General features: G+C 60.9%; 14 protein-coding genes. All 14 read right to left on the reverse strand.

Going from position 1 to position 13,433, the window contains the following annotated elements:
- Positions 1-15: 15 nt before the first annotated feature.
- Entirely contained in the window at positions 16-756 is a 741-nt protein-coding gene (gene fliA / locus CEC48_RS17885; protein ID WP_010166121.1) for an RNA polymerase sigma factor FliA, read from the reverse strand.
- A complete protein-coding gene (gene fleN, locus CEC48_RS17890) occupies positions 753-1,586 on the reverse strand; it encodes a flagellar synthesis regulator FleN (protein ID WP_003192912.1) in 834 nt (277 codons plus the stop codon). Before fleN ends, fliA begins: the two co-directional genes overlap by 4 nt.
- Before the next feature lie 106 nt (positions 1,587-1,692).
- Positions 1,693-3,009 carry a flagellar biosynthesis protein FlhF gene (gene flhF, locus CEC48_RS17895; protein ID WP_088424938.1) on the reverse strand — a complete coding sequence of 439 codons (1,317 nt, stop codon included), beginning with the start codon at positions 3,007-3,009 and terminating at the stop codon, positions 1,693-1,695.
- 11 nt (positions 3,010-3,020) lie between these two features.
- On the reverse strand, positions 3,021-5,135 hold the full coding sequence (gene flhA, locus CEC48_RS17900) for a flagellar biosynthesis protein FlhA (RefSeq protein ID WP_371917770.1): 2,115 nt from the start codon (positions 5,133-5,135) through the stop codon (positions 3,021-3,023).
- A 301-nt stretch (positions 5,136-5,436) separates the two neighbouring features.
- Positions 5,437-5,643: a cold-shock protein gene (locus tag CEC48_RS17905; RefSeq protein ID WP_088424940.1), complete on the reverse strand. Its 207-nt coding sequence runs from the start codon at positions 5,641-5,643 to the stop codon at positions 5,437-5,439.
- Between the two features lie 255 nt (positions 5,644-5,898).
- The gene (flhB, locus tag CEC48_RS17910) at positions 5,899-7,035 is read right to left on the reverse strand and encodes a flagellar biosynthesis protein FlhB (RefSeq protein ID WP_088424941.1); all 1,137 of its coding nucleotides are present in this window, start codon (positions 7,033-7,035) and stop codon (positions 5,899-5,901) included.
- 3 nt (positions 7,036-7,038) lie between these two features.
- Positions 7,039-7,815 (reverse strand): flagellar biosynthetic protein FliR, encoded by a 777-nt coding sequence (gene fliR / locus CEC48_RS17915; protein ID WP_088424942.1) that lies wholly within the window; start codon positions 7,813-7,815, stop codon positions 7,039-7,041.
- Positions 7,816-7,828: 13 nt separating this feature from the next.
- The gene (gene fliQ / locus CEC48_RS17920; RefSeq protein ID WP_003214552.1) at positions 7,829-8,098 is read right to left on the reverse strand and encodes a flagellar biosynthesis protein FliQ; all 270 of its coding nucleotides are present in this window, start codon (positions 8,096-8,098) and stop codon (positions 7,829-7,831) included.
- A gap of 3 nt (positions 8,099-8,101) precedes the next feature.
- Positions 8,102-8,845: a flagellar type III secretion system pore protein FliP gene (gene fliP, locus CEC48_RS17925; protein ID WP_088424943.1), complete on the reverse strand. Its 744-nt coding sequence runs from the start codon at positions 8,843-8,845 to the stop codon at positions 8,102-8,104.
- Positions 8,845-9,279 (reverse strand): flagellar biosynthetic protein FliO, encoded by a 435-nt coding sequence (gene fliO, locus CEC48_RS17930; RefSeq protein WP_088424944.1) that lies wholly within the window; start codon positions 9,277-9,279, stop codon positions 8,845-8,847. The genes fliP and fliO overlap by 1 nt, the downstream gene beginning before the upstream one ends.
- Position 9,280: 1 nt before the next feature.
- Positions 9,281-9,748: a flagellar motor switch protein FliN gene (fliN, locus tag CEC48_RS17935; protein ID WP_088424945.1), complete on the reverse strand. Its 468-nt coding sequence runs from the start codon at positions 9,746-9,748 to the stop codon at positions 9,281-9,283.
- 34 nt (positions 9,749-9,782) lie between these two features.
- Positions 9,783-10,751, reverse strand: a complete 969-nt coding sequence (fliM, locus tag CEC48_RS17940) for a flagellar motor switch protein FliM (protein ID WP_010166091.1) — start codon at positions 10,749-10,751, stop codon at positions 9,783-9,785.
- A 9-nt stretch (positions 10,752-10,760) separates the two neighbouring features.
- The gene (gene fliL, locus CEC48_RS17945; RefSeq protein ID WP_088424946.1) at positions 10,761-11,261 is read right to left on the reverse strand and encodes a flagellar basal body-associated protein FliL; all 501 of its coding nucleotides are present in this window, start codon (positions 11,259-11,261) and stop codon (positions 10,761-10,763) included.
- 223 nt (positions 11,262-11,484) lie between these two features.
- Positions 11,485-12,867, reverse strand: a complete 1,383-nt coding sequence (locus tag CEC48_RS17950) for a flagellar hook-length control protein FliK (RefSeq protein WP_088424947.1) — start codon at positions 12,865-12,867, stop codon at positions 11,485-11,487.
- Positions 12,868-13,433 lie beyond the last annotated feature (566 nt).

Below are 13,433 nucleotides of genomic sequence, written 5' to 3' on the forward strand. Positions count from 1 at the left end.
TCCCCACACTGCCTGTCAGCGCGCTCGCCACTCTCCCAAACGCCCCCGCAAGCGGGCCGCGCACTGGCTGTGTAACTGGCTGACCCGCGATTCGCTGACCCCCAGGACCTCACCGATTTCCTTGAGGTTCAGCTCTTCGTCGTAGTACAGCGCCAACACCAGTCGCTCACGCTCCGGCAAATTGGCAATCGCGTCCGCCAGCGCAGTCTGGAAGCGTTCATCTTCCAGATCGCGTGACGGTTCGAGATGGGCACTCGCGCCGTCCTCGTGCAGCCCTTCATGTTCGCCGTCCTGCAGCAGGTCGTCGAAACTGAACAGGCGGCTGCCCAAGGTATCGTTCAAAATCCCGTAATAATCGTCGAGACTCAATTGGAGTTCGGCCGCAACTTCGTGATCTTTAGCGTCGCGACCGGTTTTTGCTTCAATTGAGCGAATTGCGTCACTTACCATCCGCGTATTGCGGTGTACCGAACGCGGCGCCCAATCACCTTTACGCACTTCATCGAGCATGGCCCCACGGATACGGATACCCGCGTATGTCTCGAAACTCGCACCCTTGCTCGCGTCGTACTTGGTCGATACTTCGAGCAAGCCGATCATCCCGGCCTGGATCAAGTCTTCGACCTGGACGCTGGCGGGCAGGCGCGCCAGCAAGTGATAGGCAATGCGCTTGACCAGGGGCGCATAGCGCTCGATCAATTCGACCTGACTGTCACGTGCCGACTTCTTGTAAAGGTTGTAGCCGCTGGCTGTCATAGCACCGGTCCTGCGCTGGTCTGATGCACCAAACGCTCGACGAAAAACTCCAGATGCCCACGCGGGTTGGCGGGCAATGGCCAGGTATCGACCTTCTGGGCAATAGCCTTGAACGCCAATGCGCACTTCGAACGTGGGAACGCTTCATAGACCGCACGCTGCTTTTGCACGGCCTTGCGTACGCACTCGTCGTAAGGAACTGCGCCAACGTATTGTAAGGCGACATCGAGGAAGCGATCTGTGACCTTGGTCAACTTGGCGAACAGATTGCGCCCCTCTTGCGGGCTTTGGGCCATGTTGGCCAGCACGCGGAAGCGGTTCATGCCGTAGTCACGGTTAAGCAGTTTGATCAGGGCGTAGGCGTCGGTGATCGAGGTGGGCTCATCGCACACCACCAGCAACACTTCCTGGGCTGCGCGCACGAAGCTGACCACGGACTCGCCGATCCCGGCGGCGGTGTCGATCACCAGCACGTCGAGGTTGTCGCCGATGTCGCTGAACGCCTGAATCAGGCCGGCATGCTGCGCCGGGCTCAGGTGCACCATGCTCTGGGTGCCGGAGGCAGCCGGCACGATGCGGATCCCGCCGGGGCCCTGCAACAGCACGTCGCGCAGCTCACAGCGGCCTTCGATCACGTCGGCCAGGGTATGTTTGGGCGTCAGTCCCAGCAGAACGTCAACGTTCGCCAGACCCAGGTCAGCATCCAGCAGCATGACGCGACGGCCAAGCTCTGCCAGGGCCAGGGACAAATTCACTGACACGTTAGTTTTCCCGACGCCACCTTTGCCGCCGGTCACCGCGATCACCTGTACGGGATGCATGCTGCCCATTTTATTTCTTTACCTTGTCTTGCTTAGACGCAGGCTACATAAGTTGGCCGCGCGAACTGCTGGCAGACCATCGATGTAGATACTTTGCACTGTGTTCATGTTGTCCTCAGCCGACTCGTTTGTTCGGGCTGTGGTAGAGGTCAGCGAACATGTCGGCCATCGCTTCCTCACTGGGTTCTTCCTGCATTTGCACGCTGACAGCCCGGCTGACCAACTGATGACGGCGCGGCAGATGCAAATCATCCGGGATCCGCGGCCCGTCGGTCAGGTAGGCGACCGGTAATTCATGACTGATGGCCAGGCTCAATACTTCGCCCAGGCTCGCCGTTTCATCCAGTTTAGTCAGGATGCAGCCCGCCAGCCCGCAGCGCTTGTAGCTGTGGTAGGCGGCGGTCAATACCTGTTTCTGGCTGGTGGTGGCAAGTACCAAATAGTTTCTGGATTTGATCCCGCGCCCGGCCAGGCTTTCCAGTTGCATGCGCAGGGCCGGATCGCTGGCTTGCAGGCCGGCGGTGTCGATCAGCACCACGCGCTTGCGCAGCAGTGGGTCGAGGGCGTTGGCCAGGGACTGGCCCGGGTCGACGTGGGTCACCGGCACATTGAGGATACGGCCCAGGGTCTTGAGTTGTTCCTGGGCGCCAATGCGGTAGCTGTCCATGCTCACCAGCGCGATGTTCTGTGCGCCGTACTTGAGCACGTAACGTGCGGCCAGCTTGGCCAGGGTGGTGGTCTTGCCCATGCCGGCAGGGCCGACCATGGCAATTACGCCGCCTTCTTCCAGGGGTTCGATTTCCGGGGTGACGATCATCCGCGCCAAGTGGGCCAGGAGCATGCGCCAGGCCTGGCGAGGTTCTTCAATCTGGGTGGTCAGTTGCAGCAGGTCGCGGGACAACGGGCCGGACAGGCCAATGCGTTGCAGGCGGCGCCACAGGTTGGCCTGTTGCGGCTGGCTGCCCTGCAACTGGTTCCAGGCCAGCGAGCCCAACTGCACTTCCAGCAGTTCACGCAGGCCGTTGAGTTCAAAACGCATCGAGTCGAACACTCGCTGGTCTACCGCGGCGGCCGGGGCAGGCGCAGCAGGACGCGGCGGTTCAACAAACGTCGGTTCTACCAGAGGCTCGGACGCCGTCAGCGGCAGGCCGGCAAACAGCTGGCGATTGGTGGTCGCATCGCTGTCGCCACGCATGCTCAGTTCAGCCTGGGCCGAGACAATGCGCGAAGCGGTCTTGCGCAGCTCGTCTTCCAGTTCCATGTTCGGCACACGCGGCGCCAGGGCCGATGGCTTGTAATCCAGGGCAGCCGTCAGCTCAACGCCGCCGGCAATACGACGGTTACCGATAATCGCAGCGTCGGCGCCCAGCTCATCACGTACCAGCTTCATGGCCTGACGCATATCGGCGGCGAAAAAACGCTTCACTTGCATATCCCACTACCTCAGCCGTTGGGCCCTACTGTCGCGACGATAGTCACTTGCTTATTGTCAGGAATTTCCTGGTAAGCCAATACGTGCAAATTCGGAATAGCCAGGCGTCCAAACCGCGACAACATCGCCCGCACGGGCCCTGCCACCAGCAGGATCACCGGATGGCCTTCCATTTCCTGGCGCTGCGCGGCCTCAATCAACGAACGCTGCAGCTTCTCAGCCATGCTTGGCTCCAGCAACACGCCTTCATCAGCGCCCTGCCCAGCCTTCTGAATACTATTGAGCAATATTTGTTCCAACCTTGGCTCCAAGGTGATAACAGGCAGCTCGGAGTCAAGCCCTACAATGCTTTGGACGATTGCGCGCGACAATCCGACGCGCACTGCAGCCACCAGGGCGGCAGTATCTTGACTCTTGGCGGCATTGTTGGCGATGGCCTCGGCAATGCTGCGAATGTCCCGTACCGGCACCTGTTCGGCCAACAGCGCTTGCAGCACCTTGAGCAGTTGCGAGGTAGACAGCACGCCCGGCACCAGCTCTTCGGCGAGCTTTGGCGAGGCCTTGGCCAGCAATTGCAAGAGTTGCTGGACTTCTTCGTGGCCGATCAGCTCGTGGGAGTGCTTGTACAGAATCTGGTTGAGGTGGGTAGCAACCACGGTGCTGGCATCTACCACGGTGTAGCCCAGCGACTGCGCCTGGCTGCGCTGGCTGATTTCGATCCAGACCGCTTCCAGGCCAAAAGCCGGATCTTTGGCGGTAATCCCGTTGAGCGTGCCGAACACCTGGCCTGGGTTGATCGCCAGTTCGCGGTCCGGGTAGATCTCGGCTTCGGCCAGGATCACGCCCATCAGGGTCAGGCGGTAGGCGCTCGGGGCCAGGTCGAGGTTGTCGCGGATGTGTACGGTGGGCATCAGGAAGCCCAGGTCCTGGGACAGCTTCTTGCGCACGCCCTTGATCCGCGCCAGCAATTGGCCGCCCTGGTTGCGATCCACCAGGGGAATCAGGCGGTAGCCGACTTCCAGGCCGATCATGTCGATCGGGGTCACGTCGTCCCAGCCCAACTCCTTGGTTTCCTGGGCGCGGGCCGGTGATGGCAGCAACTCCTGCTGACGCGCCACTTCCTGTTGGGCAATCACTTTGATGTTGTTTTGCTTTTTCCAGAACAGATACGCACCGCCTGCCGCCAGGGCCGCCATGCTCAAGAAGGAGAAATGCGGCATACCCGGGACGATGCCCATGATTGCCATGATGCCCGCCGCCACGGCCAGTGCCTTGGGCGAGGCAAACATCTGCCGGCTGATCTGCTTGCCCATGTCTTCGGAGCCCGAAGCACGGGTGACCATGATCGCCGCAGCTGTAGATAACAACAGTGATGGCAATTGCGCCACTAAACCGTCACCGATGGTCAGCAGGGCGTAAACCTTACCGGCGTCGCCGAAGGTCATGCCGTGCTGGAAGATACCGACCGCCATGCCGCCGATCAGGTTGATAAACAGAATCAGCAGGCCTGCGATGGCGTCACCGCGCACGAATTTACTGGCACCGTCCATGGAACCGTAGAACTCGGCTTCCTGGGCGACTTCAAGGCGGCGGGTCTTGGCCTGGTTCTGGTCGATCAGGCCGGCGTTCAGGTCGGCGTCGATGGCCATCTGTTTGCCGGGCATGGCGTCGAGGGTGAACCGTGCGCTCACCTCGGAAATCCGCCCGGCGCCCTTGGTCACTACCACGAAGTTGATGATCATCAAGATGGCGAAAACAACGATACCGACCACGTAGTTACCGCCGATCACCACCTCACCGAAGGCCTGGATCACCTTGCCTGCAGCGGCGTGGCCGTCCTGGCCGTGAAGCATCACCACCCGGGTGGAGGCCACGTTAAGCGCCAGGCGCAGCAGCGTGGCGATCAGCAGAATCGTCGGGAACACCGCGAAATCCAGCGGCCGCAGGGCGTATACGCACACCAGCAGCACGACCACGGACAGCGCGATGTTGAAGGTGAAGAACACGTCCAGCAGGAACGGCGGCATCGGCAACATCATCATTGCCAGCATCACCAGCAACAACAACGGCACACCCAGATTGCCTCGCGAGAGGTCAGTCAGGGTGCCACGGGCCGTGCTGAGCATTTGAGAGCGATCCACCGGTATTCCTCGTTTCCTTGAAGCAAACTTTTGACGCCAGAAGGCGTCCTGAAGGCGCTATTGCAAGAAGCCTTCCAACTTTTGCTTGAGGAAGCAGATCGGCCTGACGGGCAGCAAGAGATGCCGCCATACACACATAACCTGTGGCGAGGGAGCTTGCTCCCGCTGGGCTGCGCAGCAGCCCCAGAACGGCTTGCGCGTCTTGCCTGAAAAACCGCGATAGCTTTATTGGGGGCGCTTCGCACCCCAGCGGGAGCAAGCTCCCTCGCCACACAAGCTCGGAGGCTTAGCGAGGGCGCACCTTGTCGGCCTGCAGGCCTTTGGGGCCCTGCACAACCGTGAATTCAACCGGCTGGCCTTCTTCAAGTGTCTTGAATCCGTCGCTCTGGATGGACGAAAAATGCACGAACAGATCGGGCTCGCCGGCCTCGTCCTGGGTGATAAAGCCGAAACCCTTCTCTGCGTTGAACCATTTGACCTTGCCTGTCGCCATCGCCGTTCTCCCGACATCTGTTCGAGGACATGCGCCGAGTGCGCAGCGTCGCAGCGCTATCAGAACGCAAAACCGGCAGGGAACGCTACTGTCAGAGTTGACAGGTAGGGAGGGCTGGCTTGAAAAATGGATTGCCTGTCAGTACGCCTTCGCGAGCAAGCCCGCTCCCACATTCGACCGTGTACATCCTGTAGAAACGCGGTCAAATGTGGGAGCGGGCTTGCTCGCGAAGAGGCCGGGAGCGGCGCTACAACATCAAGAATCCCGACGCAAATCCGGCGGAATCGGCAAGTCCTTCAACGGATCCGGACGCTTGCCCTTACCCGCGCGGTACTGGCGAATCTGATACACGTACGCCAACACCTGGGCCACCGCCAAATACAACCCGGCCGGGATCTCCTGATCCAGGTCAGTGGAGTAGAAAATCGACCGCGCCAACTCCGCAGATTCCAGCAGCAAAATGTCATTGGCCACCGCAATCTCACGGATTTTCAACGCCGTAAAGTCACTGCCCTTGGCCAGCAACATCGGCGCCCCACCCTTCTCCGGGTCGTACTTGAGCGCCACGGCGTAGTGGGTCGGGTTGGTGATGACCACGTCGGCGTCGGGCACCGAGGCCATCATCTTGCGTTGGGACATCTCGCGCTGCAGTTGGCGTATCCGCTGTTTGACCTCGGGCCGACCTTCCTGGTCCTTGTGCTCGTCGCGCACTTCCTGCTTGGTCATCAGCAGCTTCTTATGGCTTTCCCACAGCTGGATCGGCGCGTCCACCGCCGCAATGATGATCAACCCACAGGCCATCCACAGCGTACTCCAGCCCACCACTTGCACACTGTGGATGATCGCCAGCTCGATTGGCTCATGGGCGATGCGCAGCAGGTCGTCGATGTCAGATGACAACACCGTCAACGCCACGAACAAGATAAGGATGAATTTGGCCAGGGCCTTGAGCAGCTCCACCAGGGCCTTGGCGGAAAACATCCGTTTGAGCCCAGGGCCAGGGTTCATCCGGCTGAATTTGGGCGCCATGCTGCCGGCGGCAAACAACCAGCCACCGAGGGAGATCGGGCCGATCAATGCCGCCAACAGCAAGGTGATCAGGATCGGCTGCACCGCCAGGATCGCGATTTTGCCGGAGTGCAGCAGGTACAAGCCCATGGCGCCCGGGCTCAGCAGCACGTCACGGGGCAGGGAGAAATTCAGGCGCATCAGCTCCATCAGGTCCAGGGCCAAGCCACCGCCGTAGATCAGCAGGCCGCCGGAACCTGCGAGCATGATCGCCAAGGTATTGAGCTCTTTGGAGCGGGCAATCTCGCCCTTTTCCCGGGAGTCCTTTTTACGTTTCTCCGTGGGGTCTTCTGTTTTGTCCTGGCCACTCTCGCTCTCGGCCATGGCTTACCGCGCCCGCGCCAAGTCACGTAAAAACTGCAAGGCGTCAGTCGCCAGCGGTTGATACTGATTGAGAATGTCAGCCATGCTGACCCAGAAAATCCCCATGCCCAGCACCAGGGTCAACGGGAAACCAATAGAGAAAATGTTCAGTTGCGGCGCCGCCCGGGTCATCACGCCAAACGCGATGTTGACCACCAACAGCGCGGTGATCGCCGGCAATACCAATAACAACGAGGCACCCAGCACCCAACTGAGGCGCCCCACCAGTTCCCAGAAATGATTGACCACCAACCCACTGCCCACCGGCAAGGTGGTGAAGCTTTCGGTCATGACCTCGAACACCACCAGGTGGCCGTTCATGGCCAGGAACAGCAAGGTCACCAGCATTGTCAGGAACTGCCCGATCACCGCCACCGACACGCCGTTGGTAGGGTCGACCATGGACGCGAAGCCCATGCCCATCTGGATCGAGATGATTTGCCCGGCGATCACGAAGGCCTGGAAGAACAACGTCAGGGAGAAGCCCAGCAAGGCGCCGATGATGATTTGCTCGGCGATCAGCATCATTGCGCTGAGGTCCAGCGCGTTCACCGGCGGCATCGGCGGCAAGCCCGGAACAATCACCACGGTGATCGCCACCGCGAAATACAGGCGAATGCGCCGGGGTACCAGGGTGGTGCCGAACACCGGCATCGTCATCAGCACCGCCGTAACCCGGAACAGCGGCAGGATGAACGAGGCCACCCAGGTGCTGATCTGGGTGTCGGTCAACGCCAACATCGAATTCACGGGGTCAGCCGATCAACTGCGGAATACTGCCGTACAACTGCAGGATGTATTCCATGAAGGTTTGCACCAGCCACGGGCCGGCGACGATCAGGGTGATCAGCATCACCAGCAGGCGCGGCAAAAAGCTCAAGGTCTGTTCGTTGATCTGGGTCGCGGCCTGGAACATCGCCACCAGCAGGCCCACCAACAGGCTCGGCACCACTAGCACGGCGACCATCATGGTGGTCAGCCACAGGGCTTCACGAAACAGGTCGACTGCTACCTCTGGCGTCATTACCTACACCCCACCAAAACTGCTGGCCAGGGTGCCGATAATCAGCGCCCACCCGTCCACCAACACAAACAGCATGATCTTGAACGGCAACGAAATGATCAGCGGCGACAGCATCATCATCCCCATGGCCATCAGCACACTCGCCACGACGAGGTCGATGATCAGGAACGGAATGAAGATCATGAAGCCGATCTGGAACGCGGTTTTCAGCTCCGAGGTCACGAATGCCGGCACCAGGATGGTCAGCGGCGCCATGTCGGGGCTGGCGATGTCGGTACGCTTGGACAGCCGCACGAACAACTCAAGGTCGCTGGAGCGAGTCTGCGACAGCATGAAATCCTTGATCGGGCCTTGTGCCTTGTCGATCGCATCCTGGGCGGTCATTTTCTCCGCCAGGTACGGTTGCAGGGCTTGCTGGTTCACCTTGTCAAACACCGGCGCCATGATGAACAGCGTCAAGAACAGCGCCATGCCGGTAAGAATCTGGTTCGACGGCGTCTGCTGCAAGCCGAGGGCCTGACGCAGGATCGAGAACACGATGATGATGCGGGTGAAGCTGGTCATCAGCATCACGAACGCGGGGATGAAGCTCAGCGCGGTCATGATCAGCAGGATCTGCAGGCTGACCGAATACTCCTGCGCGCCCGCCGCATTGGTGCCCAGGGTAATCGCCGGGATCGACAACGGGTCCGCCGCAAATGCCAGCGGCGCTGCCAGCAACAGCATGAGCGTCAATAAAACGCGCATTACTTCTTATCCTTCTGATCCTTGCCCAGCAACTCCATGAGGCGCTGGGCGAATTCCGGCGTGGCCGCTTGAGCCTGGGCCACTTCCACAGGCTGCTTGAGCACGTGCAACGGGGTGATGCGGCCAGGAGTAATACCCAGCAAAATCTGCTCGTCGCCCACTTGCACCAGCACCAGCCGGTCCCGTGGGCCAAGGGCCCGCGAACCCACCAGTTCGATGACCTGGGCATTGCCCGGGCCAATGCGCTGTACGCGGCGCAGCACCCAGGCGAGCACGAAAATCAGCCCCACCACCAGCAACAAGCCCAGCACCAACTGAGTCAATTGCCCGCCGATGCCGCCGCCAAGCGCCGGTGCGGCCGCCTGGGCGACAGGCTCGGCGGCCATTACGCTCAAGGGCAGCGCCGATAACAGTCCTACCAATGAGCGCTTCATATCAACGCAACTTCTTGATGCGTTCGCTTGGGCTGATCACGTCAGTCAGGCGGATGCCGAACTTCTCGTTGACCACCACCACTTCACCGTGGGCGATCAGCGTGCCGTTGACCAGCACGTCCAGCGGCTCGCCGGCCAGGCGGTCAAGCTCGATCACCGAACCCTGGTTGAGTTGCAACAAGTTACGGATGTTGATTTCGGTGCTGCCGACTTCCATGGAGATCGACACCGGGATGTCGAGGATCACGTCCAGGTTCGGACCGTCCAGCGTCACCGGCTCGTTGTTCTTCGGCACGCTGCCGAACTCTTCCATCTGGATGCGATTACCGGCGGGGGCGGTGGCCGCATCGGCCGCCAGCAGCGCGTCGATATCGTCCTGGCCAACATCGCCGGTTTCTTCCAGCGCAGCCGCCCACTCGTCAGCCAGGGCCTGGTCTTCGGCGGAAGTATTATCGTGTTCGGTAGCCATTACGTGTCCTCGGCGGAGCAGAAATTAAGGTGGATCAGCGACGGTTGATCGGTTCAATCACTTGCAACGCCAGGTTGCCTTTGTGAGAACCGAGCTTGACCTTGAACGACGGCACGCCATTGGCGCGCATGATCAGTTCTTCCGGCAGCTCAACGGGAATTACATCCCCCGGCTGCATGTGCAAAATATCCCGCAAACGCAACTGGCGACGGGCCACGGTGGCGCTCAGGGGCACGTCGACGTCCAGCAAGTCTTCGCGCAGGGCCTTGACCCAGCGTTCGTCCTGGTCGTCGAGGTCGGACTGGAAGCCGGCATCGAGCATTTCGCGCACCGGCTCGATCATCGAGTACGGCATGGTCACGTGCAGGTCGCCGCCGCCGCCATCGAGTTCGATGTGGAAGGTGGAGACCACAATGGCTTCGCTGGGGCCGACGATGTTGGCCATGGCCGGGTTCACTTCCGAGTTGATGTACTCGAAATTGACTTCCATGATCGCCTGCCAGGCTTCCTTCAAGTCGATGAAGGCCTGTTCCAGCACCATGCGCACAACACGCAGCTCAGTCGGGGTGAATTCACGGCCTTCGATCTTGGCGTGACGGCCATCACCGCCGAAGAAGTTGTCCACCAGCTTGAACACCAGCTTGGCGTCAAGGATGAACAGCGCGGTACCGCGCAGCGGCTTGATCTTGACCAGGTTGAGACTGGTGGGCACGTACAGCGAGTGCACGTATTCACCGAACTTCATCACCTGCACGCCGCCCACCGCCACGTCCGCCGAGCGGCGCAGCATGTTGAACATGCTGATGCGGGTGTAACGGGCAAAACGCTCGTTGATCATTTCCAGGGTCGGCATGCGTCCACGGACGATGCGATCCTGGCTGGTCAGGTCGTAGCTTTTGACGCTGCCGGGCTCGGCAGCCATTTCGGTCTGTACCAGACCATCATCGACGCCATGGAGCAGCGCATCGATTTCATCCTGGGACAGCAGGTCTTGCACGGCCATGTCGTGATCCTACTGCAATACAAAATTGGTGAAGAGCACCTGCTCGATCACAGGTTTGCCGACTTCCTTCTGGGCCACTTCCTGCACGCTGGCAGTAACCTTCTGGCGCAGCATTTCCTGGCCCACCGGGGTGACGAGGGTATCGAAGGGTTGGGCGGAGAACAGCATCACCAGGTTGTTGCGGATCACTGGCATGTGCACCTTGAGGGCATCCAGGTCTGCCTGGTTACGCGCCAGCAGGGTAATGCTCACCTGCAGGTAGCGTTGACGGCCGTTCTGATTGAAGTTGGCGACAAACGCCGGAAGCATCGGCTCGAAGATTGCCGGTTGCTTGACGTTGGGGTTGGTCTCGGCGGTCGCTGCCGGTTTGCTGCTGGCACTGTGCATGAAGTACCAGGTAGCCCCTACGGACACGCCGATCGCCAGGAACAAGCCCAATACAATCAGCAGGATAAGCTTGAGCTTGCCCTTGCCTGCGGGTGCGTTTGCTACATCGTCGCTCTTCGCCATGCCAATAATCCGTCACTATTCGGGGATTCATAGTTCTGAGGAAAGGCAAGAGCAAGTGTTATGCCAGAGTTGTCTGTTCGATCACTGTTTCGCCAACACTGCAAAACCAATGTGGGAGCGGGCTTGCTCGCGAAAGCGGTGGGTCAGCCCCTGAAACGGTGACTGACACTCCGTATTCGCGAGCAAGCCCGCTCCCACATTTTGATCATCGCCAGACGCTGGATCAGGCGTAGTAGTCCACCGCGCTGGAGCCGATCACGGACTGCACAACCGGCGCTGCGACTTCGGCCACTTCACCGATACCGCCGCCATCAGCCCCGTCACCACGCCCGCCATTACCACTGACGCCGCGTGCCTGGTTCTGCTGCTGTTGGTCCTGGCCCTGTTGACCCTGCCAGCCACGGGACTGGTCGGACACGTTGACGTCGACCTGGCCCATGCCCTGCTGGGCGAACATCTCCCGCAGGCGGCCCGACTGGCTTTCCAGGGCTTCACGAACCACCGCGTGGCCGCTCATGAAGGTGACCTGCGCCTGTTGGTCGGCGGACATTTTTACGCTGATGTCCAGGCGACCCAGTTCAGCAGGCTGCAGTTGGATTTCTGCGGACTTGAGGTTGGCGCTGGACAGGTACATGACCCGGTTCACCACTTCGTCGGTCCAGCCGCTCTGGTGCATGGCCAGTGGTGCGTTGGCCACCGGTGGCAGGGCATTCGCGGTTTTCGGTGTGGCGGCCTGGGTCAGCGCGGCGAGGCGGTTGGCGAAGTCGTCGACACGGGTGTCGCTGCTGGCGGTTTTCAGGTCCTTGAGGCCGCCTTCGATCAGGCCGCTGAAGGCTTTGTCGCCACCCTGGTCGGTGCTGTCCTTGGTCGCTTGTTGATCGACCATATTGGCAAGGCCAGTGGCGAAGTTTTGCGCGACGGTCGGCTGATCGTCGGTGGAGGCCTGAGCCGGGGCGGTTTTTGCCGGGGTTTGGCTGCTGGCGGACACGTGTCCGCCTTGCTCCATGGCCAGGCGCACGGCGGGCATTGCGTCCAGCGGGTCGGCTTCGGGGTCGAAGGCGGGCTTCGCGTCGGCGCTCGCGGCCACTGGGGGCGCCGCGACTGGCTGGGACTTGTCGTCTTTCGCGGCGGCCGGGGCCGGGGTCTCGACGGGCGCTGGTGCTGCGGGTACCGGGACGGGAACGGGAACTACCGCAGCCATCAGTGCCGGGTCGACGGTGGGGTCGACCGGGGGTTGCTGGGCCAGGGTTGGGTCGTCTGCCGAGGCCGGGTCGTCGGTCTTGGCAGTGGTGTCCGGGGTGTCGGGCTTGGCCGGCGGGGTGGCAGGCAAAGTCTTGCCGTTATCGGCAACCGATGGGGTGCCGGCGGCAGGCTTGTCGTTGTTGGCAACGGGCTTGGGGCTGTTGTCCGCAGGCTTGTCGCGGGTCGATTTGGTGGGGGTGTCGGTGGGTTTTGCCGCAGGCGCGGGGGCCTGTCTGGCGAACACCTGAGCGAAGCCCTGGGCCTTGTCCCGCGGGTCCGCAGCCGCTACCGGTGGATTGGCAGCGGGCGCTTGAGGCTTGGCCGCAGGGGCCGCCTGAAGGAGCGAGTTCGGGGTGATTGCCATAGATAAGAGTCTCCGCCGCACAGGGGTCGAGGGTGCGGTTACAGGAGGTAGAGCAAGAGTTGGGCCAGCTTTTGGTTTTGGGGTGTATATCCGTTATTTGGGTGATGGCTTGGATTGGTTCCGCTCTTACAGCGGCTCACTTTTGAAAAGCGCAAAAGTAAGCAAAACGCTCTTGCCCCACCACTCGGCACCTCGCTTAGGCTCGGTGTGCCCTCAACTCCGGTATTACTGCGCGGGCCGCCGCGACGGGGCGTCCCTGCCCCGTCGCGGCTAAACCGGCGTCCTGCCGGTTTACCCGCTCCGTACTACCTGCGTTCGGCCAGCGTGGTTTAACGGGGCGCCTAAGATCAAGATCAAAAGCAAAGCACAGCGGCCTACCGGCCGGCTTGAGTGGTGTAGAGCAACGGCAAAATCAAAAACAAAAGCGGGCACGGTCCAAATGTGGGAGCAACTGTCTTGATGGCCATAACCTAGGCATCGTTCTCAAAGACAGCCAAGCTCCCACAGCTCTGCGCCGTGTGACCTTTACGACATACCGCTGCCGAATCAGGCAGCGTGCGCTTTCC

This window comes from Pseudomonas sp. K2I15 (assembly GCF_002204795.1).
In the GTDB taxonomy this organism is placed as follows: Bacteria; Pseudomonadota; Gammaproteobacteria; order Pseudomonadales; family Pseudomonadaceae; genus Aquipseudomonas.

Excerpts from the sequence above, each read along its gene's own strand:
- fliR (WP_088424942.1), bottom strand. The coding sequence starts at position 7,815 with ATGTTGGCGTTGACCGACACCCAGATCAGCACCTGGGTGGCCTCGTTC.
- fliA (WP_010166121.1), bottom strand. The coding sequence starts at position 756 with ATGACAGCCAGCGGCTACAACCTTTACAAGAAGTCGGCACGTGACAGT.
- flhB (WP_088424941.1), bottom strand. The coding sequence starts at position 7,035 with ATGGCCGAGAGCGAGAGTGGCCAGGACAAAACAGAAGACCCCACGGAG.
- fliN (WP_088424945.1), bottom strand. The coding sequence starts at position 9,748 with ATGGCTACCGAACACGATAATACTTCCGCCGAAGACCAGGCCCTGGCT.
- fliL (WP_088424946.1), bottom strand. The coding sequence starts at position 11,261 with ATGGCGAAGAGCGACGATGTAGCAAACGCACCCGCAGGCAAGGGCAAG.
- fliO (WP_088424944.1), bottom strand. The coding sequence starts at position 9,279 with ATGAAGCGCTCATTGGTAGGACTGTTATCGGCGCTGCCCTTGAGCGTA.
- flhA (WP_371917770.1), bottom strand. The coding sequence starts at position 5,135 with ATGCTCAGCACGGCCCGTGGCACCCTGACTGACCTCTCGCGAGGCAAT.
- CEC48_RS17950 (WP_088424947.1), bottom strand. The coding sequence starts at position 12,867 with ATGGCAATCACCCCGAACTCGCTCCTTCAGGCGGCCCCTGCGGCCAAG.
- fliQ (WP_003214552.1), bottom strand. The coding sequence starts at position 8,098 with ATGACGCCAGAGGTAGCAGTCGACCTGTTTCGTGAAGCCCTGTGGCTG.
- fliM (WP_010166091.1), bottom strand. The coding sequence starts at position 10,751 with ATGGCCGTGCAAGACCTGCTGTCCCAGGATGAAATCGATGCGCTGCTC.
- flhF (WP_088424938.1), bottom strand. The coding sequence starts at position 3,009 with ATGCAAGTGAAGCGTTTTTTCGCCGCCGATATGCGTCAGGCCATGAAG.
- fleN (WP_003192912.1), bottom strand. The coding sequence starts at position 1,586 with ATGGGCAGCATGCATCCCGTACAGGTGATCGCGGTGACCGGCGGCAAA.
- CEC48_RS17905 (WP_088424940.1), bottom strand. The coding sequence starts at position 5,643 with ATGGCGACAGGCAAGGTCAAATGGTTCAACGCAGAGAAGGGTTTCGGC.
- fliP (WP_088424943.1), bottom strand. The coding sequence starts at position 8,845 with ATGCGCGTTTTATTGACGCTCATGCTGTTGCTGGCAGCGCCGCTGGCA.